Annotated in this window: 17 protein-coding genes; 13 read left to right on the forward strand and 4 right to left on the reverse strand. The window is 48.2% G+C overall.

What is annotated here, in order from left to right:
- Positions 1 to 107: 107 nt before the first annotated feature.
- Together mtr and plsB are read right to left on the reverse strand one after the other, a co-directional pair.
- Positions 108 to 1364, reverse strand: a complete 1257-nt coding sequence (gene mtr / locus JM642_RS19420) for a tryptophan permease (protein ID WP_037423680.1) — start codon at positions 1362 to 1364, stop codon at positions 108 to 110.
- Positions 1364 to 3787: a glycerol-3-phosphate 1-O-acyltransferase PlsB gene (gene plsB, locus JM642_RS19425; RefSeq protein ID WP_037423683.1), complete on the reverse strand. Its 2424-nt coding sequence runs from the start codon at positions 3785 to 3787 to the stop codon at positions 1364 to 1366. Before plsB ends, mtr begins: the two co-directional genes overlap by 1 nt.
- 285 nt (positions 3788 to 4072) lie before the next feature.
- On the opposite strand from plsB, the gene lexA reads away from it, so the two are divergent.
- From lexA to JM642_RS19455, 6 genes are all read left to right on the forward strand, one after another.
- Positions 4073 to 4693 carry a transcriptional repressor LexA gene (lexA, locus tag JM642_RS19430; protein WP_037423686.1) on the forward strand — a complete coding sequence of 207 codons (621 nt, stop codon included), beginning with the start codon at positions 4073 to 4075 and terminating at the stop codon, positions 4691 to 4693.
- Positions 4690 to 5202, forward strand: a complete 513-nt coding sequence (locus JM642_RS19435) for a SulA-like leucine-rich domain-containing protein (RefSeq protein ID WP_037426610.1) — start codon at positions 4690 to 4692, stop codon at positions 5200 to 5202. The genes lexA and JM642_RS19435 overlap by 4 nt, the downstream gene beginning before the upstream one ends.
- Positions 5203 to 5607: 405 nt before the next feature.
- Positions 5608 to 7149: a cytochrome c oxidase subunit II gene (gene coxB, locus JM642_RS19440; RefSeq protein WP_203432395.1), complete on the forward strand. Its 1542-nt coding sequence runs from the start codon at positions 5608 to 5610 to the stop codon at positions 7147 to 7149.
- Positions 7150 to 7158: 9 nt separating this feature from the next.
- A complete protein-coding gene (ctaD, locus tag JM642_RS19445) occupies positions 7159 to 8751 on the forward strand; it encodes a cytochrome c oxidase subunit I (protein WP_037426604.1) in 1593 nt (530 codons plus the stop codon).
- A gap of 1 nt (position 8752) precedes the next feature.
- A complete protein-coding gene (locus JM642_RS19450; RefSeq protein WP_037423698.1) occupies positions 8753 to 9334 on the forward strand; it encodes a cytochrome c oxidase assembly protein in 582 nt (193 codons plus the stop codon).
- Positions 9331 to 10206 carry a cytochrome c oxidase subunit 3 gene (locus JM642_RS19455; protein WP_203432396.1) on the forward strand — a complete coding sequence of 292 codons (876 nt, stop codon included), beginning with the start codon at positions 9331 to 9333 and terminating at the stop codon, positions 10204 to 10206. The genes JM642_RS19450 and JM642_RS19455 overlap by 4 nt, the downstream gene beginning before the upstream one ends.
- Positions 10207 to 10234: 28 nt before the next feature.
- Here JM642_RS19455 and JM642_RS19460 read toward each other — a convergent pair whose 3' ends face one another.
- Entirely contained in the window at positions 10235 to 10465 is a 231-nt protein-coding gene (locus tag JM642_RS19460) for a DUF2909 family protein (RefSeq protein WP_047537887.1), read from the reverse strand.
- On the opposite strand from JM642_RS19460, the gene JM642_RS19465 reads away from it, so the two are divergent.
- The 5 genes from JM642_RS19465 (at position 10410) to JM642_RS19485 (ending at position 14602) form a co-directional block, all read left to right on the forward strand.
- A complete protein-coding gene (locus JM642_RS19465; protein WP_203432397.1) occupies positions 10410 to 11321 on the forward strand; it encodes an SURF1 family protein in 912 nt (303 codons plus the stop codon). The genes JM642_RS19460 and JM642_RS19465 overlap by 56 nt on opposite strands.
- A gap of 67 nt (positions 11322 to 11388) precedes the next feature.
- A complete protein-coding gene (locus tag JM642_RS19470; protein WP_099457235.1) occupies positions 11389 to 11934 on the forward strand; it encodes a hypothetical protein in 546 nt (181 codons plus the stop codon).
- Positions 11934 to 13007, forward strand: a complete 1074-nt coding sequence (locus JM642_RS19475; protein ID WP_203432398.1) for a COX15/CtaA family protein — start codon at positions 11934 to 11936, stop codon at positions 13005 to 13007. Before JM642_RS19470 ends, JM642_RS19475 begins: the two co-directional genes overlap by 1 nt.
- Before the next feature lie 2 nt (positions 13008 to 13009).
- A complete protein-coding gene (gene cyoE, locus JM642_RS19480; RefSeq protein WP_203432399.1) occupies positions 13010 to 13912 on the forward strand; it encodes a heme o synthase in 903 nt (300 codons plus the stop codon).
- A gap of 60 nt (positions 13913 to 13972) precedes the next feature.
- Positions 13973 to 14602, forward strand: a complete 630-nt coding sequence (locus JM642_RS19485) for an SCO family protein (RefSeq protein WP_203433867.1) — start codon at positions 13973 to 13975, stop codon at positions 14600 to 14602.
- A gap of 15 nt (positions 14603 to 14617) precedes the next feature.
- On the opposite strand, the gene JM642_RS19490 is transcribed toward JM642_RS19485, so the two are convergent.
- On the reverse strand, positions 14618 to 15664 hold the full coding sequence (locus JM642_RS19490; RefSeq protein ID WP_203432400.1) for a polysaccharide deacetylase family protein: 1047 nt from the start codon (positions 15662 to 15664) through the stop codon (positions 14618 to 14620).
- 22 nt (positions 15665 to 15686) lie between these two features.
- Here JM642_RS19490 and JM642_RS19495 point away from each other — a divergent pair, with 22 nt between their 5' ends.
- A complete protein-coding gene (locus JM642_RS19495) occupies positions 15687 to 17054 on the forward strand; it encodes an MATE family efflux transporter (protein ID WP_203432401.1) in 1368 nt (455 codons plus the stop codon).
- A gap of 77 nt (positions 17055 to 17131) precedes the next feature.
- Positions 17132 to 19069: a S9 family peptidase gene (locus tag JM642_RS19500; RefSeq protein ID WP_144345314.1), complete on the forward strand. Its 1938-nt coding sequence runs from the start codon at positions 17132 to 17134 to the stop codon at positions 19067 to 19069.
- Positions 19070 to 19079: the final 10 nt, after the last annotated feature.

Below are 19079 nucleotides of genomic sequence, written 5' to 3' on the forward strand. Positions count from 1 at the left end.
GTGTTCGAGTTAAGCTGGAGTTTATGCAACTGTCCAGTTTTGGCGGTAAAAAGATGAATACAAAGAAAAAGCCCTCAATTTGAGGGCTTGATTTGCGAGCGAAATACTTAGGAGAACTGCGGTAATAAATTCGCCATCGCGAGTAGATGACAAGCACCCGTCACGACACCAAACAACACCACAAGGATAATTAACGGCGTGCCACCAAAGACCCTAAAACCTTGATGGTTAGGGAAGAGTTGTCTCGACTTGTAGGCCATCAGCGCTGGCACGATAACAGCCCACACGGTTGCCGCTAAGGCTGCAAATCCAATGGCAATTAAAAAGCCATCGGGAAACAGCAAACCAAATATGGTGGGCGGCACAAAGGTGACAATCGCCGTTTTCATCCGGCCAGAGCGCGTATCGTCGAATCCGAATAAATCGGCCAAATAATCGAATAAACCTAAGGTCACACCGAGGAAAGAAGACGCCACAGCTAAATTAGCAAATAGGGTTAACATGCTGTTTAACCAGCTGCTTTCCATTACTTTCGACAAGGCGCCGACTAACACACCCATATTGCCACCCTGGGCAATAATCTCACTAAACTGGCTGCGGGGAATATTGCCCATAGTGGCGACTAACCAGCAGGCATAAATGATCAGCGCGATAAAAGTCCCGACAAAAATGGCTTTGAAAATGGTCGATGAATCTTTGCCATAATACTTCACCAAACTCGGCACATTTCCATGGTAACCAAAACTGGCTAGACCAAATGGCAAGGCCGCCCACAGATAAGGCATAAAGCTTTGCTTTCCATCCGGTTCGAGCAACTTAGTCACATCGATTTCGATCAGCAAATTACCAATCGCGAGGAAGAAAGTGATGATCATCCCGCCGAGCATAATGGTCGTAATACGATCCACCGCCTTGGTACTGATCAACACGATACAGGCGAGCACGACAGCAAATACTAATCCGGCGACACTTTGAGGCAGCTCAATCCCCATACCTTGGAGGCTATGGTTAACAATCGAGCCACCGCCACTGATGTAGGCGTAGGTTAAGATGTAGAGCACGAAGGCAATGGACACCCCATTCACGATGCGCCAAAACTGGCCTAAAGTTTCCTTGGTCAGGGTATCGAAACTCGCTCCCGGCTCGAAATGCAGGTTGGTTTCGAGCAGTAACAGTCCCGACATCAACATGCAAAACCAAATACCGAGTAACATCAGTACCGAGTAACCAAACCACATGCCAGCGCCCACGACAGGCAAAGAAAACATCCCCGCCCCTACTGTGGTACCGGCAATAATCATGGCACCACCGAGCAAAGACTTGCCCACCGGCTTATTCTTCGCCGCATTCATATGGTTAGCCATTAAGCGATATGCTCCGCGGTCACGCTGGCGACAATCGTCTGCCTTACAGAGGCTCTGAGTAAGCTATTAGCTTGATCGCGAATGCGCTCAACATCAGATTTATCTTCCTTACCAGAAAAATAACCTAACTCTTTTAGCTTAACACTCAAGGTGTTATAGAGTTTCTTATCGTAAAATTCTGGTGCGGTAATGCCATGCAGCGCCCCTAAACGTTGGGCAAGCAGATGGCTTTCAGACTCGAGATCCGAACGCTCCATCTTAGGTCTATGGGCCAGCAGATTGAAGATAATGGCATAGCGTTGCAAGGTCTCACTAACGCTGCCAGCCAACAATAACATTTGGCTGGTGTGCTCGGTCACAACCGACAACATATCGCTTTCCTGCACTAGACCTTGCTCAATAAACAGCTCAAGCACTTGATTCACATAGCTTGGGAGATCTTTGATCCCCATAAACAATTCCGCCTTCAATAACGGATAAAAGTCGTTCACTATCCCAAGGATTTGCGCTCTTGAAATCTGTTTATTATTGATTAAACAGCTGGCAATTAATGACGGAATAATAAACAAGTGAATGATATTATTGCGATAGTATGTCATTGACGTCGCTTGTTTTTCATCAATTGACACTATCTCACCCAAAGGATCGGCATTGATGGAGAACTTGTTCAGCTCTAATCCTTGTTGTACTAAATGCTTGCCATCACCTTCGGCAACCGACGTAAACGACGTGTAAGGCACACGCTTAAGCAAGGTCAGGTATAAATCTAACTGACGCTCGAGCAAACAACGCTCTAAGGCATTTTGCTCTGACGCCAACAACACTAAACTGGTCAAGGTAATAGAGCTGGCGGCAGCGGCGTCGTTAATCCGCGTCATCACCCGATTTGCTAACACGTTCACCGCTGGAGTTAACCAAGTCGGTTTTTGCTCAGGATCATCAGCCACTTCACTGCGCCAGTTTGGTGCCGTTTCATTCAAGAAATTTTGCAATGTAATCGGCTCACCAAAGTTGACATAACCTTGGCCAAAATTACCTAATTTACGAATAGCACCAAAGACTTGCCATACAGATTCTTTCTGTTTTTTCTTACCGCTTAGCTCTTTGTGATAGGTCGCCACTTCCATCACGTGATCGTAGCCTAAATACACAGGCACTAAGGTGACTGGGCGTTCGATACCACGCAGCACACTGTTGATCGTCATAGCGATCATGCCCGTTTTAGGCGCCAATAGACGACCGGTACGAGAACGGCCACCTTCAGAGAAATACTCAACCGAATATCCCTTAGCAAACAGCTGATCGAGGTACTCACGGAACACGGCCGTATAGAGTTTGTTGCCGTTAAAACTACGGCGAATAAAGAAAGCCCCGCCACGGCGGAACAGCGGCCCCGCAGGCCAGAAGTTTAGGTTGATACCCGCAGCAATATGCGGCGGCACCATACCTTGGTAATACAGAATGTAAGATAACAGCAGGTAATCCATATGGCTGCGATGGCAGGGCACATACACAATCTCATGACCATCGTGGTGTAACTGCCGAATATGCTCGGCACCTTTGATGTTAATACCGCTGTAGAGCTTGTTCCATAACCACGTTAAAAAGCGCTCAGCAATACGTACGAGACTATCGGAATAATTTGCTGCAATTTCATCAAGATATTCAATTGCCGTTTCACGCGCTTGGGTTTCAGAAATCTTCTTGCTCGCGGCTTCTTCCTGAATCGCCTTGCGTAAGGATTCAGATTTCAGCAAGGAATGGAATAACGCCTGACGATTAGGCAACACAGGCCCCGTCATCACCTTACGTTGGCGGCGAAAATGCACTCTCGCTACTCGAGCCAATTTATGGGCAATGCCCATATCGGTACCATGTTCGTCGGCCATGTAACGCAGCGATACCGCATTAGAAAATTGCACAAAGTTGTGACGGCCCAAAAATAGGATCATCAAGCACTTACGTAACCAAGTAGGGTTCTCGCGCTCAAGCACTGCCGCCTTCATGGTGTCGTCTTCTTTACCCGGAGTACGACCCCAATACAGACTCACAGGCACCAGCTGGATATCTAACTCTGGCTTTTCCTTATGGACGGCCAACAAACGCATAAAACATTCGAGGAATGGCTCATTGCTGGCGCGTTCACCAAATAAGGGCTTACGACCTTCAAGGCATACCACCCGTGGCGCCACAACGCCATTCACCACCAGCGGCTCGTAAGGGCTTGGCAAACCAAGTTTCGTGGTGATCTCGCTTAACGCAGCAATATCACTCAGGGATTCTGTTTTCATTACATAAGCAAGCGGTCTGGAGGCATCCAGATTCAGATCGGCAAAGGGATCCTGTGGCACAACAATAGTGTGCACTAAGTGCTTTTGGATCCAACGTAATGATTTCAACCAAAGAGAGTCTTGTTTAGGCATTATTCTTATGCAATGTAAGTACGTTCATTAGCCCCATAGAATACCAGATTCTAGAGAATATACCCAAACAACCTAAAGATGCAGGATTCAGCAGCTGATTTTAATGACTTAGTAACGCACTTTAGGCAACGCCATTTATTGCTGCCGTGCAAATGGCATTCACCCCATAGATGACGATTACGGTTATTTGCAGATCTAGCTGACCAAGTTAAAAGTGGTTAATACTTGCACTACAAATAATACTGTATATACTAACAGTAACTGTATAGAAAAACAGGAAAGACCATGAGACCGTTGACGCCACGCCAAGCCGAAATTTTAGAGCTGATTAAACGTAATATTGCCGAGACTGGCATGCCACCCACTCGGGCCGAAATTGCCACCCGTTTGGGTTTTAAAAGTGCAAATGCCGCAGAAGAACACCTTAAGGCATTGGCGAAAAAAGGCTGCATCGAGATCATGCCTGGTACTTCCCGCGGGATCCGTCTCCCTGTAGAGGAAGAAGATAACCGCGAAACAGGCTTGCCACTGATTGGCCAAGTGGCAGCGGGTGAACCTATTCTCGCCCAAGAGCATGTCGAACAGTATTACCAAGTCGACCCCAGCATGTTCCACCCTGCTGCCGATTTCCTGCTGCGCGTAAAAGGCGACAGTATGAAGAATATCGGCATCCTTGAGGGTGACCTGCTTGCCGTTCATAAAGTACAACAAGCGCGCAATGGACAAGTTGTTGTTGCTCGCGTTGATGATGATGTAACCGTAAAACGCTTTGAAAAAAAAGGTAATTTAGTCTACCTACATGCCGAGAATGAAGACTATTCACCGATTAAAGTCGATTTGAGTTTCCAAAGTCTAACAATTGAAGGGCTCGCCGTAGGGGTGATCCGCAACGGAGATTGGCTATGAACAAACTATTAGGTAATGCCCCGCGTCACCCCGGTTTATGGCTCGATACGGTTCGAGATACAGAGACCGACTGGCAGCATACATCAATAGTCACTATGCCAACTCAGAGCCAAGGGCGCCAAGAGCTGACACAGCTGAGCAAACAACTTGCCCAACTGAGCCAACAGGGAAGATGGATAGTGCTCATCAACCCACCTAGTATTGGCTACAAGCAGCTATTAGCAAACGCAGGTGTGCGTATGGATCGCGTACTATTGGTTCACGCAAAAGATGAGGTCGAAACCCTTTGGGCGATGGAAAAAGCCTTAACCAGTGGCACATCTAGCGCAGTGATTACTTGGATTAACGCCCTAGATACTCGCGATAATCGTCGCCTACAAATTGTAGCAAAGAGCGCACGTGCAATGGGTATCGTGCTTGAAGGTTCAACGAATGACCAACCTTCTAGCACCAATCTCACACAATCGGCTAAATTTACTCAACCCGCATTTTTCAGCTCTGTTCATTAAAAATTTTTCACACCGTATTTAGCCTTGAAAGCCGCCTCACCTGTGAATGTGAGGCTTTTTTTTGGCAATTTTTCAGACAATTAGAAAAAGAAGTGATCTTGATCAATTTTTAAACAGCAAGTATGTTTGATTTAGGCGCACATGATATATCGCCTGTTTAGGCAGAAATATCGCGTTATTTTCGAATATCGCTCGCCCACAAAAATTGAGAATAATGGGTTTATTCAGCAGTATGTGCCAGTGTGGCTAATACCAGCAGTAACAATACTTGATCATAAGTAAGCCGCCAACGCACGTTGAAGTCAGAAACACTTTTTTGGGAACTGAAGAGTTTGCATAGAGTTGAGACTTACTGTGTTGCTCTTCTTTGTAGTTGCTATTTGCAATTAGCAGAGGAGAAGTCTTGTGAAGCAATGGTTGTATTGTTTACTCGTGGTGCTATTCGCCCCACCGTTGGCCGCAGCAGACATGCGGTTCAATATGACGCCTGGCGTAACAGAAATCAGTGGCAAGGTATACCACCTGCACATGACGATTCTGTATATCTGCTGCGCGATAGGCTTAGTGGTTTTTGGCGTGATGATTTATGCCATGATCAACCACAGAAAATCCAAGGGCGCGGTCGCGTCACACTTCCATGAGAGTACAAAAGTTGAGATCGCTTGGACGATAATTCCCTTTATCATTCTGATCTTAATGGCGATTCCGGCAACTAAAACTCTGATTGCCATGGAAGACCCCAGCAATGCCGATCTCACGGTAAAAGTCACAGGATCGCAATGGAAGTGGCATTACAGCTATTTCGATCAAGATATTGAGTTTTACAGTATTCTCGCCACACCAAGACCTCAAATCGAAGGTAGTGAGGCCAAGGGAGAGCACTACTTACTCGAGGTCGATAAGCCCCTTGTCCTGCCTGTAAATAGAAAAATCCGCTTTCTGATGACTTCTGAAGATGTTATCCATTCATGGTGGGTACCAGATTTTGCAGTGAAAAAAGATGCTAACCCAGGGTTTATCAACGAGGCGTGGACCCGTATCGATAAACCCGGCATTTACCGTGGCCAATGTGCCGAACTTTGCGGCAAAGATCATGGATTTATGCCGATAGTGGTTCAGGCACTGCCCGAAGCCGAGTTCGATGCTTGGGTTGCAGAACAAAAACAAGCTGCCAATGCCGCAGCGCAAGCCGCACAAGCCGCCTTATCACAAACACTGAGTAAAGAAGAGCTGATGACTCAGGGTGAGCAAGTTTACCTTGGTCACTGCGCAGCCTGCCATCAACCTAATGGCGAAGGTCTCAAAGGCGTATTCCCTCATCTCAAAGGCAGCCCCATCGCTACCGGGCCACTGAGCGGTCATCTTGAAATCGTGCTCAATGGTAAAACGGGTACGGCCATGCAAGCCTTCAGTAAACAATTAACGCCCCAAGAAATTGCCGCAGTGATTACCTATGAGCGTAATGCGTGGGGCAATAACACGGGGGATACGGTGCAAGCCAAAGACGTTGATGCCCATAAATCCGGTGGCACCAATAGCGAACCAGTAGCAACGACTCAGCCCCCCTCAACCACCGATGCGCCCAAAGCGGCGACAGAGCCCATCGCCAGTGTCGATCCCGCGAGTCTTCCAACGCTCAGCCATGATGAACTGATGGCCGAAGGAGAAAAGACCTATGCCACAGTTTGCGCCGCCTGCCACCAGCTAACGGGTGCAGGTATGCCTCCCGCCTTCCCCGCCCTTGCTGGTAGCGTTATTGCAACAGGCCCAGTCGCCAATCACATCGATATAGTGATGCACGGTAAACCGGGCACGGCGATGCAGGCATTTGGCAACCAACTCACGCTACAACAGCTTGCCGCCATCATTACCTATGAGCGCAATGCGTGGGGCAACAATACTGGCGATACAGTGCAACCCGCTGATATTGCTCGCCATGGACAGTAGGGGATTAAGATGAGCACACTGACTCAAGATCAAATTGCCGCCCATGATGAACACCATCACGGTGCACCTAAAGGCATCATGCGCTGGTTACTCACCACCAACCACAAGGACATTGGCACCCTGTACCTATGGTTTAGTTTCATAATGTTTTTAACCGGTGGTGCGATGGCCATGGTGATCCGCGCCGAACTCTTTCAGCCCGGATTACAACTCGTTGAGCCTAACTTCTTCAACCAGATGACTACAGTACATGGGTTAATCATGGTATTCGGCGCTGTGATGCCAGCCTTTACCGGACTAGCTAACTGGTTAATCCCGATGATGATTGGTGCGCCTGATATGGCGCTTCCACGTATGAACAACTGGAGTTTTTGGATCCTGCCCTTCGCCTTTGCAATATTGTTGAGTTCATTGTTTATGGAAGGCGGCGGCCCTAACTTTGGTTGGACCTTCTACGCACCACTCTCGACCACTTATAGCCCTGACAGCACAGCATTATTTGTATTCTCGATCCATATCATGGGGATAAGTTCGATCATGGGTGCCATCAACGTGATCGTAACCATAGTCAACCTGCGCGCTCCCGGCATGACGTGGATGAAGTTACCACTGTTCGTATGGACTTGGCTGATTACCGCCTTCTTGCTGATCGCCGTTATGCCCGTACTCGCGGGTGCCGTCACTATGGTGTTAACCGATAAGTTTTTTGGCACTAGCTTCTTCGAGGCGGCAGGCGGCGGCGATCCTGTGATGTTCCAGCATATCTTCTGGTTCTTCGGTCACCCCGAAGTCTACATCATGATTTTGCCTTCCTTCGGCATTATCTCTGCCATAGTTCCTGCTTTCAGCCGTAAACCATTATTCGGCTATGCATCCATGGTGTATGCCACGGCGAGTATTGCGATTCTGTCCTTCCTCGTGTGGGCGCACCATATGTTCACCACCGGCATGCCTGTGTTTGCCGAGTTGTTTTTTATGTACTGCACTATGCTGATTGCCGTGCCGACAGGGGTAAAAGTGTTTAACTGGGTAGCCACTATGTGGCGCGGCTCACTGAGTTTTGAAACTCCAATGCTGTTCGCGGTGGCCTTTATTATTCTGTTCACTATTGGCGGCTTCTCTGGCCTGATGCTCGCCATCACGCCAGCCGACTTCCAATACCACGATACTTACTTTGTGGTGGCTCACTTCCACTACGTGTTGGTCACTGGTGCGATTTTCTCCATAATGGCAGCGGCCTATTACTGGCTGCCTAAATGGACCGGGCATATGTACAGCGAAAAGCTCGGCCAGTGGCATTTTTGGTGTTCGGTGATTTCAGTCAACGTGTTGTTTTTCCCGATGCATTTCTTAGGTCTTGCGGGTATGCCAAGGCGTATTCCCGATTACTCGATTCAATTTGCCGATGTAAATCAAATCGTGTCGATTGGGGGTTTTGCGTTTGGGCTATCTCAGCTGATTTTCCTCGTGCTGGTGATTAAGTGTATTCGGGGCGGTGAAAAGGCGCCCGCCAAACCTTGGGAAGGCAGCGAAGGCTTAGAGTGGACCCTACCAAGCCCCGCGCCCTATCACTCTTTCACCACGCCACCCGAGGTGAAATAACATGCAAGGCCAACCCCATCAGCCCAACATCAAGTCCAACCGTAAGCTCATCAGCCTGCTGGTGCTGGGCTGCCTTGCGATGTTTGGCTTTGGGTTCGCCTTAGTGCCGCTCTACGATGTGCTATGCGAAAAACTGGGTATTAATGGCAAAACCTCTAATACTGCCAGCAGTTATCAGGCGATCACTGTGGATAAGAACCGGGTGGTAACGGTGGAGTTTATCTCGCAGGTGCAGACGGGCATGCCGTGGAAATTTGAACCACAAACGAAACGGCTCGAAGTGCATCCGGGAGAACTCATCCACACGGCATTTCTGGCGCAAAATGTTTCGAATAGAGCAATTGTGGGCCAGGCGATTCCTTCAATTTCGCCCGGCCAAGGCGCAGCTTATTTCAATAAAACCGAATGTTTTTGTTTTAACCAACAACACTTAGCCGCCGCGAGTCGCGCCGAGCTGCCGTTGATCTTCTTCGTGGATCCTCAATTACCCGAGTCTATCCACACCTTAACCCTCTCTTACACCCTCTACGACATTACCGACAAGCAGTTAGCGTCTGCCATAGAGCAAGGAGCTGCAAAATGACCACTAAACATGAGACTTACTACGTCCCCGCCCAGAGTGCTTGGCCGATTGTTGGTGCTATCGGCTTGTTTTTAATTGCCTTTGGGGCAGGACATTTTGTACATCAACTCAAATCTGGCGCTTCGGGTGGCGGTTATATTTTACTGGCAGGCATCGCCGTCATCCTGTTTATGCTGGTAGGCTGGTTTAGAACCGTGATCAAAGAATCGATGACGGGCCTCTATTCCCATCAAATGGATAGATCGTTTCGCCAAGGCATGAGCTGGTTTATTTTCTCCGAGGTGATGTTCTTTGCCGCCTTCTTCGGCGCCTTATTTTACGCCCGCATGATCGCAGTGCCCTGGCTCGGCGGCGCGTCCAACAATGCCATGACTCACGAAGTCCTGTGGCCACACTTCGAGGCCGTTTGGCCACTCGTCACCACACCAGATGGCACCAAAACCGAAGCCATGCCATGGAATGGGCTACCGCTAATCAATACCATTGTGCTGCTGACTTCCTCAATCACGCTGCATTTTGCCCATATCAGCTTAGAAAAGGGTAAGCGTTCGGCCATCACCCTCTGGCTAGGGCTCACGATTTTGCTCGGAATTAGCTTCCTTGCTTTGCAGGCCGAGGAATATAGCCATGCCTACCATGAGATGGGGCTAACGCTCACCTCTGGCGTGTATGGCAACACCTTTTTCCTGCTGACGGGTTTCCACGGCATGCATGTCACCTTGGGCACTATCTTTCTATTAGTCTTGTTTTTCAGAGTGTTAAAAGGCCACTTTAGTGCGGATAAACATTTTGCCTTCCAAGCAGGCAGTTGGTACTGGCACTTTGTCGATGTGGTTTGGCTCTGCCTGTTCGTCTTTGTTTATGTGCTTTAAATATTCGTTGAAACAATAAGTTGAAAACTTAAGGCGTGGGATTGAGACCAAGCAATCCAGTCCCCAAAGCCACCAGCAAGAGCAGGATAACCAGTACAGAAAACATCACCCTACGGCCCAAATAGCGGCTCATTGGCACCGGGTGTTCAGCGGTTTGGTCGTCACCTTTAACCATAATAATTAAGGCTCTGCCTAGGTTAAAAATGATAAACAGCAACAGCAGTACTAAAACACACTTAAAAATGAGCGGGATGTTCATACGCTATCCTTATGTTTTGCTCGCCAAATTGATTTGGTTACCAAGATTTATTTGGTTGCATAGGGGTGTGTCGTTACTACTGATATTGACTGTGGTGGTATTCGTGGTTTTGGTCAAGCTAGGTTTGTGGCAAATGGATAGGGCAGTTGAAAAAACCGAACTACTCGCACAAATGGAGGCAAGACAATCCGCTGCCACACTCAATCCTGAACAGCTCATAGCTGAATTGGCTAAAGGCAGCGTCACGGGCTACCGCTTACAAGTTCAAGCAAAATCCGCGAATCCACAAATCTGGTTGCTCGACAATCAGGTCTATCAAGGGCAAGTGGGCTATCTCGCCTTTCAGCTACTGCAAATAACGTCAGAAAATCAGATAGATAATCCTGTTCAACCTTGGCTGTTACTCGAACTTGGCTTTATTGCCGCTAAATCCCACCGAGATGCCTTGCCCGAAGTCAGCCCCATAGTCGGTGAACTGGTTCTTACAGGCCGCCTCTATCAAAAACAGATTAATCCCTTGAGCCATCACTTACTGGCAGAACCCTTCACCACGGAACAAGGCGAACGGATTCGGTTTCAAAATCTCAATCTACCCGAGATGGCACAAATGTTAGGACATCCCATCCTACCCGCGGTGTTACAATCCGATGTCTTACCCCAATTACAACCAGCGCAAACCTTGCCTCACCCTTGGCAGCCTTTCCCCCTCTCGGCCCAAAAACATTGGGGTTATGCATTGCAATGGTTTGCCATGGCAACAGTGTTTGCGGGGCTGATGGGTTGGCAAGCAATGAAATACCTCAAAAAATCACGACAACGGCATCAAGCCGATAAGGAAGCGACTAAGACCGAGTAACAGATACCAGCAAGATTTTAATAAAAAACAATAAAACAAAGCATTAGGGACAATAAGAGGAGCAAATATGGACTCCCAACAAACAGCCAAATACCGCGCATTGGGGTTATTGCTACTGACCTTTATCGCGCCTGTGGTCATCGCTAAGTTAGTGCTGAGCATGCATTGGTATCAAGGCGGCTCCACCAACCACGGTGAGCTCATCAGCCCAGAAACCAGCTATACCAGTCTTGGCCTTAACAATCCTCAGCCTAAGGAATGGCAACTACTATATTTATTGCCCGCAAAGTGCGATGAAGCTTGCCGCGAGCGCTTGTATATCCTGCGTCAGAGCCATACCGCCTTAGGGCCAGATCAGGCTCGTGTCGAACCGCTTATTCTTGTGAATCCAGACAGTGACTTAAACGCATTAAGCAGCTTTAACTTCAACACTCAGCCCGCCAGCCAAAGCCTCAGCCAATGGCTTGACCAACAACAGCTGATTATTGTCGATCCACTCGGCGCACTCGTGCTGCGTTACCCCCAAGTGCAAGGCAAGGCGGCACATTTAGCTCAGGGTAAGGCCTTGGTCGCGGATCTCCGTAAGTTATTGAAACTATCGAGGGTAGACTAATGCAACTGACTTGGCTCCTCCGCGTCACCATAGTCTTTACCCTGTTAGTAATTTTAATGGGGGCTTACACTCGGCTCTCGGACGCAGGACTTGGCTGCCCAGATTGGCCCGGTTGCTACGGCCATATCAAAGTGCCCACCCACGACCATGAGATCTCCCATGCCCAAACCCTATTTCCCGACCACGATATCCATCCCGAAAAAGCTTGGCTCGAGATGATCCACAGGTATATTGCGGGCGCCTTGGGCATCCTCGTCTTACTGGTTTTTATTCTCTGCCTAAAAACATCCGAAGCTCCCAAAAAACTGCCTTTGGCCATAGTGTTACTCATCATATTTCAGGCAGCGTTGGGGATGTGGACTGTGACGATGAAACTAATGCCGATTGTCGTGATGTCCCATTTAATTGGCGGCTTTAGTTTACTCTCGCTCTTGCTATTGCTGTATCTGCGAACACGACCCAAGCGAATTTTCGAAACCGCTGATATTCACAGTCAGCGTGTTGCGGATGCAGGATTTAATGGCGCCCATGGTTCGCGGATTGGCACGAGCCTTAAATTCATTGGCCAGAGTAAACACTTGCCGAAACTGGCGCTGTTGAGTCTGCTGGTGCTTATCGGCCAAATCATGCTCGGCGCTTGGACCTCCTCCAACTATGCGGCCCTCGCCTGCACAGCTTTACCGATTTGTGAAGGTAATTGGATGGACAACCTCGCTATTGCCGATGCGTTTTCCCCTTTCCAAGGGCAACACCCAAGCTTTGAATTTGGCGTATTGGATTACCATGCCCGCATGACCATTCATATCGCCCACCGCGTTGGCGCCATTATTACCGCCAGTCTATTGTTGTTGCTCGCCTATCGGTTATTTTTCAGCACCCAGCTCAAGGCCCTTAGCCTATTGTTGGTCGCCTTAGTGATGCTGCAAGTCAGTTTAGGGATTTCAAATGTGGTGATGCATTTACCACTGGGGATTGCCGTTTCCCACAATGGCGGCGCGGCATTATTGCTACTCGCCCTAGTCGCAATTAACTATTTTCTTTGGCATAAGCCATCTTCAACATCGAGGGTTTAACCATGGCAAAACCGCTCTCAATCAGTAGTCACCCTAGTGTTAATGTGGCTTGGCGTGCCTATTTCGAGATGACCAAACCTAAGGTGGTGGCTTTAATGCTACTCACCGTCTTAGTCGGCATGTGCTTGGCCATGCCAACGATATTACCCGTACAACCTTTGGTCGCAGGACTTTTAGGTATCGCCATGATGGCGGGGTCGGCCGCCGCTTTAAACCACCTGATAGATAGGCGGATCGACGGCATGATGGCACGCACTTATAACCGTCCGCTGCCCAAGGGCCGAGTCTCAGCAACAAGGGCGTTGTTGTTCGCGGCACTCTTAGGCAGCCTAGGTTTTGTGATCCTCTATGTTTTTACTAATCCGCTCACCGCTTGGCTGACCTTTGCCAGCTTGATTGGTTACGCCTTGATTTATACCGCCTATTTAAAACGGGCCACGCCACAAAACATTGTCATTGGCGGTTTAGCGGGCGCAATGCCGCCGCTCTTGGGCTGGACGGCAGTGACGAATCAATTCCATGGTCATGCGCTATTGCTCGTCATCATCATATTCCTGTGGACGCCGCCGCATTTTTGGGCGCTGGCGATTCACAGACGCGCAGAATATGCCAAAGTGGATATTCCCATGCTGCCCGTAACCCATGGGGTAGAATTTACTAAGACCTGTATCTTGCTCTATACGATTTTGCTGGCGATAGCTTGTCTATTGCCTGTGTTAGTCGGGATGAGTGGACCGCTCTACTTTGTGTGCTCAAGCATACTAAGCACCGGATTTATCTATAAGGCGTGGCAATTAAAGTATCAGGATCGTGAAGGACTGGCGATGCAAGTGTTTCGCTTCTCGATTTATCATTTAATGTTGTTATTTATGGCATTACTGCTCGACCACTATCTTTGGGCGTAATGTGCAACGCTCGATGGGCATAGGACGGGCATGGCCTGAGGACAAAATATGCAACAAAGAATCTCCAACAAGATCTTAGTGATAGCGATTCTATTAATAGGATTGGGAGGGCTATTTGCACTGAAGTTCAATCCACCTAAGCCCGTTGAGTTAGAGAGTGGTTTTTTGTTTCCAGAGGCCTTCGAGCTAGCGCCCTTTGAGCTTGTCGATCAACAGCAACAACCCTTTACCAATGCGAATTTGAAAGATCAATGGAGCCTATTTTTTATCGGCTTTACCTATTGCCCCGATGTCTGCCCGACCACCTTAAACAAACTCGCCGCCGCCTATCCTGAGCTAAAAAAAATTGCGCCCATTCAAATCGTGTTTTTATCCGTGGATCCGAAGCGGGATACCCCAGATAAACTCCTCACCTATGTGAATTTCTTTAATCCTGAGTTTAAGGCGGTGACGGGTGAGCAAACCCAAATATTCCCCCTCACCCGCAGCCTAGGACTCACCTATGCTATGGTAGGTGAAGGAGAAAATTATCAGGTCGATCATAGTGCGGGCTATGTGCTGGTTTCCCCTCAAGGCACGCGGGTAGCAGTGTTTAAACCCGGAGTCACCTTAGGTAAAGCACCTCAGATTCTAAACGAGGCCTTAATCAGCGACTTCGATAAAATCGTCAACAGCTATAAACCTAAATAGCCATCGCAGATGAGACTATTCTTTGACCCAAGAACCGTCGTCTTTCGGTCTCACCCAAGGCTGAGAAAACCAGTAAAAACCATTGCGCGTCTTACTTGGTGCCGTACAGTTGTAGCGCGAGCGGCCAGCAGGCAAGGCTAAATCGGCTTGAATGCTAAACTCGTTTTCACTTAACCAAGTAGGTGTTTTAGCGCCTTGCCCTTGGATATAACACATCACTTGCTTGGCCGAAATATCGCTCATATCGAGCTTCACCTTAAGCTCGGGGCGCCAATTTCCGCCCTTAAGCTCAGGATCGCTAGGTGTTTGCTCAAGCACCGGCATATTGAGACTGTATAACTTGGCTTTTAGGCTCTTTAAATCCGCATATTGCCCCGCCACAGGGAAGCGCGGCAGCGCCGTGAGTGGCGAATAAGGTCCCGCCGCCCCTGACTGTTGGCCAAAGGCAACAAAGCTGTTTTCGGTCAACATGTCTTGAATCGCCTGATTGTATTCGCCATAGGGATAGGCCAGCATTTTAAAATTCTGCCCAGTCGCCTCGCGAATCGCATTTTCGGTGTCCTGAATATTGGCCTTAATTCGCGCCAACCATTGGCTTTGAGATTCATTGTCCAGCCTGCGGATCAGATGCTCATGGGCCCAGCTGTGGTTAGCAATATCGGCCCCTTCCTTGGAGAGCGTGATGAGCTGCTCCCAAGTCATCATCTCGGTAAACTTTTGTTTAATAGGCTCAATTGCCACAAATAAGGTGTAGGGAAAACCAAATTCCTTTAGGATGGGATGCGCTGTGGTCGCAATGCTGCGATAACCATCATCGAAAGTAATCGCCACCGTTTTGGCGGGTAAATCTTGTTTTTGCTTTATCGCTTCGACCACCTGCGATAACGGAATCACCTTAAAGCCATCATTCGCCAAGAACTGCATTTGCTCACGAAATTGTGCAGGCGTGACGCTCGTCGCCGCCGGCGTGGTTTCTGACACATGGTGATACTGTAGAATGACCACGGCATTGGCCGAAAAAGTCATCAACCCGAAGAGTGCCAATAACGCACGTTTAACCATAATGTGAATACCTCCAATATCAATGACTACTGCAAAATCTACCGCACTCGCGCTGCTGTTTAATGGCGCTAAAAATCGCCAACTGTTCGCGCTTGCACTGCCGATGATCCTCTCCAATATCACGGTTCCGTTATTGGGATTAGTGGATACCGCTGTGATAGGGCATTTGAGTGACGCCTATTATTTAGGGGGCGTCGCACTCGGGTCAACGATTATCACATTAATCATTTGGTTATTAGGCTTTTTACGAATGGCGACCACAGGCTTAGTCGCACAGGCCTATGGCGCAAACGATACTGCGAGCCAATTAAAATTGCTGGTTCAAGGCGCGATACTGGCGATTGGACTGGGTATCGCGGTGATCCTATTGCAGCTCCCGATATTGAATTTAGCGCTCGGCCTCTCCGAGGCAAGTATGGAAGCGGAGCGTTATTGCCGAGAATATTTTCAAGTCCGCGTTTGGTCGACGCCATTCGCCCTACTCAATTTAGTTATGCTCGGCTGGCTCCTTGGCCGGCAACAACCCAAGGCGGCGATGTGGCAGCTTATCCTCGCCAACTTAGCCAATATTATCCTCGATGTACTGTTTGTAATGGGATTCGGCTGGGGCGTAAAAGGCGCAGCACTTGCTTCAGTATGTGCCGATATCACCGCCTTTAGCGTTGCGCTCTACATGGTATTACAACAGCTTAAGCTGTCGTCTCAATTTAAATTTGACCAATTGCGTGTCCATCTGACGTTTGCCGGTTACGGCAAACTGCTCAAACTCAATAGCGATATTTTTATCCGCAGTCTATGCCTGCAAGCTGCCTTCGCCTTTATGACCTTTCACGGGGCAGGCCTTGGGGACAATACCGTCGCAGCCAATGCAGTGTTATTAAATTTACTGCTATTAATCTCCTACGCCCTCGATGGCATCGCCTATTATGCCGAGGCCGAAGTGGGCAAAGCCTATGGTCAAAAGCGCGCGCAGCAATTGCATGAAGCCGTGGTACTGGCCTGGTGTTGGTCTGCCATCACAGCAGTTGGGTTTACACTGATCTTTAGCCTTTGGGGAAGCCATATTATCGAACTGTTGACCAGTATTGATAAAGTCAGAACCACAGCACAGACTTATCTGATTTGGTTGGTATTGCTACCGCTTTGGTCTTTTAGCTCTTACCTATTCGATGGTGTTTATATCGGTGCGGCGCAGGGTAAAGTGATGCGTAATAGCATGATTATTGCGACATTTGGTGCCTTCTTTCCGACATGGTATTTACTACAATCGCTATTGCCTTCTGAGCAGGCTAACCATGCTCTGTGGGCTGCCATGACAGCCTTTATGTTAATGCGTAGCCTGACCCTTGCTGCACATTATCGCTTTAGTAAGACATTTATTGTTAGTTAACTCAGTAAAGACAGTAGCTTACTTAGGTTTGACCGATTATTATACGCACAACTTTTGTAATATAAATGTGATATAAAATGAAAAGGATTTTACCTCTACTGCTCCTGTGGCTAAGCCTGCCACTGCTTGCCCAAACGGTACCACAACTTCCCGTCGAGGCTTTTGCTAGTATTCCCGATGTCAGCTCTGTGCAATTGTCACCCGATGGTAAAAAAATTGCCTCCATTGTTCGTGTCGAACAACCTAAACTCAAGGGAACCGTTGTCAGCATTCTCGATTTAGAAACGGGTGAAAAAGGCGTTGCAGTTCATACTGATAACCAAAAATTTGTAATGCTGTCGTTAAGGTGGGCAAACAATACTACATTGTTAATAAAAGCTCAGTTTCCAGCAAATCGTTATGGAACACCAACAACCGAAACCCGCCTAGTTAAGTACGATTTAACCACTCGAAAGACTTCGAGTGTACTTGCTCCTAGTGTTATCGATCGACTCAGTTGGATACCCCAACATCAAGGGCAAATTATCGATCTGATGCCAGATGACTCGGAACATATTCTGCTATCCCTTGATGGCATGGGCCAAAATGTAGGGGAAGACAGCGTACTCAAAGTCAATCTGTCACAGGGAAAGTCCTCCTACATTCAAAATGCTAAGCGTAATATCATCGGCTGGGTTACCGACAGGCAGCACAAGGTCCGAATTTCCATCTATAACGATGATACTGAGTACCGAATCTACGAACAGCCCGAACAAAAAGCAGAGTCTCGCTTGCTTTGGAGCTTTAAAGCTTTCTCTGAAGAGAGTGTCTGGCCACTGGGGTTTGATGCCGACCCGAATATTCTGTACGTACGCGCCTATCACCAAGGATTTGAAGCTATCTTTAAGGTGAATTTAACCGATCCTAAGCTCACCAAGGAGCTGGTGTACGCCAACGAAAATACCGATGTCGAAGGCGATCTCATCTATTCAGAATTAAAGAAAAAAGTTATTGGGATCAGTGAGGGTGATGGCGAAGAGTATACTTTTTGGGATCCTGAATATGCGGGCCTACAAAATGGGCTGAAAGCGGTATTACCCAATGCTCACAACTACATCACCCAATTTAGCGCCAATGAACGCCGCTATATCGTCTACTCCACCAGCTCGACTCAGCCCGGCACCTATTACTTTGGCGATAGGGATGAGAAGGCGCTGTTTCCGATTGCTGAGAGATATAGCAAGCTCAGCAGCGAGCAACTCGCCGACACGCAATACTTAAGCTACGAAGCGCGGGATAAACTCAAAATCGATGCTTACCTGACAGTGCCAAAGGGCCTCGAAGCCAAGCAACTGCCAACCATTATCTTCCCCCACGGCGGCCCCATTAGTTACGACAGTAATGACTTCGATTATTGGGCACAGTTTTTTGCCAACCGTGGCTACGCAGTATTCAGAATGAACTTTCGGGGTTCAGCAGGCTATGGCTATGAGTTTATGAAAGCCGGCCTAAAAAGCTGGGGGCTCGAAATGCAAAACGATGTGGAAGATGGCACGCGTTACCTAATCAATCAAGGGATTAGCGATCCGCAACGTATCTGTATTGTCGGCGCGAGTTATGGTGGTTATGCAGCACTGATGGGCGCCGCAATGACACCCGAACTGTATCGCTGCGCAGTCAGTGTTGCTGGGGTGACAGACGTGGCTTACCTGGTAAAATCCAGTCGCCGTTTTACCAATTATGAAGTCGTCAAAGAACAAATTGGCGATGACTTTAACGTCCTCTATGAACGCTCGCCCATCAGCAAAGCCGATAAGATCACCATCCCAGTATTACTACTGCATGGCGATAAGGACCGAGTGGTCAAGGTACAACACAGCCGCGAAATGTTTGACGAGCTAAAATCTCGTAAGAAAAACGTCGAATATATTGAGCTTGAAAATGGTGACCATTATTTGAGTAACAATGACCACAGATTAACCACCTTTAAGGCGCTGGATAAGTTTTTAGCAGATAACCTAAAAACTCAGTTGTAGCATCAAAGCC

It is taken from the genome of Shewanella sp. LZH-2, assembly GCF_016859145.1.
Taxonomy (GTDB): domain Bacteria; phylum Pseudomonadota; class Gammaproteobacteria; order Enterobacterales; family Shewanellaceae; genus Shewanella; species Shewanella xiamenensis.

Excerpts from the sequence above, each read along its gene's own strand:
- mtr (WP_037423680.1), bottom strand. The coding sequence starts at position 1,364 with ATGGCTAACCATATGAATGCGGCGAAGAATAAGCCGGTGGGCAAGTCT.
- ctaD (WP_037426604.1), top strand. The coding sequence starts at position 7,159 with ATGAGCACACTGACTCAAGATCAAATTGCCGCCCATGATGAACACCAT.
- JM642_RS19465 (WP_203432397.1), top strand. The coding sequence starts at position 10,410 with ATGATAAACAGCAACAGCAGTACTAAAACACACTTAAAAATGAGCGGG.
- JM642_RS19460 (WP_047537887.1), bottom strand. The coding sequence starts at position 10,465 with ATGAACATCCCGCTCATTTTTAAGTGTGTTTTAGTACTGCTGTTGCTG.
- plsB (WP_037423683.1), bottom strand. The coding sequence starts at position 3,787 with ATGCCTAAACAAGACTCTCTTTGGTTGAAATCATTACGTTGGATCCAA.
- JM642_RS19490 (WP_203432400.1), bottom strand. The coding sequence starts at position 15,664 with ATGGTTAAACGTGCGTTATTGGCACTCTTCGGGTTGATGACTTTTTCG.
- JM642_RS19475 (WP_203432398.1), top strand. The coding sequence starts at position 11,934 with ATGCAACTGACTTGGCTCCTCCGCGTCACCATAGTCTTTACCCTGTTA.
- JM642_RS19470 (WP_099457235.1), top strand. The coding sequence starts at position 11,389 with ATGGACTCCCAACAAACAGCCAAATACCGCGCATTGGGGTTATTGCTA.
- JM642_RS19450 (WP_037423698.1), top strand. The coding sequence starts at position 8,753 with ATGCAAGGCCAACCCCATCAGCCCAACATCAAGTCCAACCGTAAGCTC.
- cyoE (WP_203432399.1), top strand. The coding sequence starts at position 13,010 with ATGGCAAAACCGCTCTCAATCAGTAGTCACCCTAGTGTTAATGTGGCT.
- lexA (WP_037423686.1), top strand. The coding sequence starts at position 4,073 with ATGAGACCGTTGACGCCACGCCAAGCCGAAATTTTAGAGCTGATTAAA.
- JM642_RS19435 (WP_037426610.1), top strand. The coding sequence starts at position 4,690 with ATGAACAAACTATTAGGTAATGCCCCGCGTCACCCCGGTTTATGGCTC.
- JM642_RS19495 (WP_203432401.1), top strand. The coding sequence starts at position 15,687 with ATGACTACTGCAAAATCTACCGCACTCGCGCTGCTGTTTAATGGCGCT.
- JM642_RS19500 (WP_144345314.1), top strand. The coding sequence starts at position 17,132 with ATGAAAAGGATTTTACCTCTACTGCTCCTGTGGCTAAGCCTGCCACTG.
- JM642_RS19455 (WP_203432396.1), top strand. The coding sequence starts at position 9,331 with ATGACCACTAAACATGAGACTTACTACGTCCCCGCCCAGAGTGCTTGG.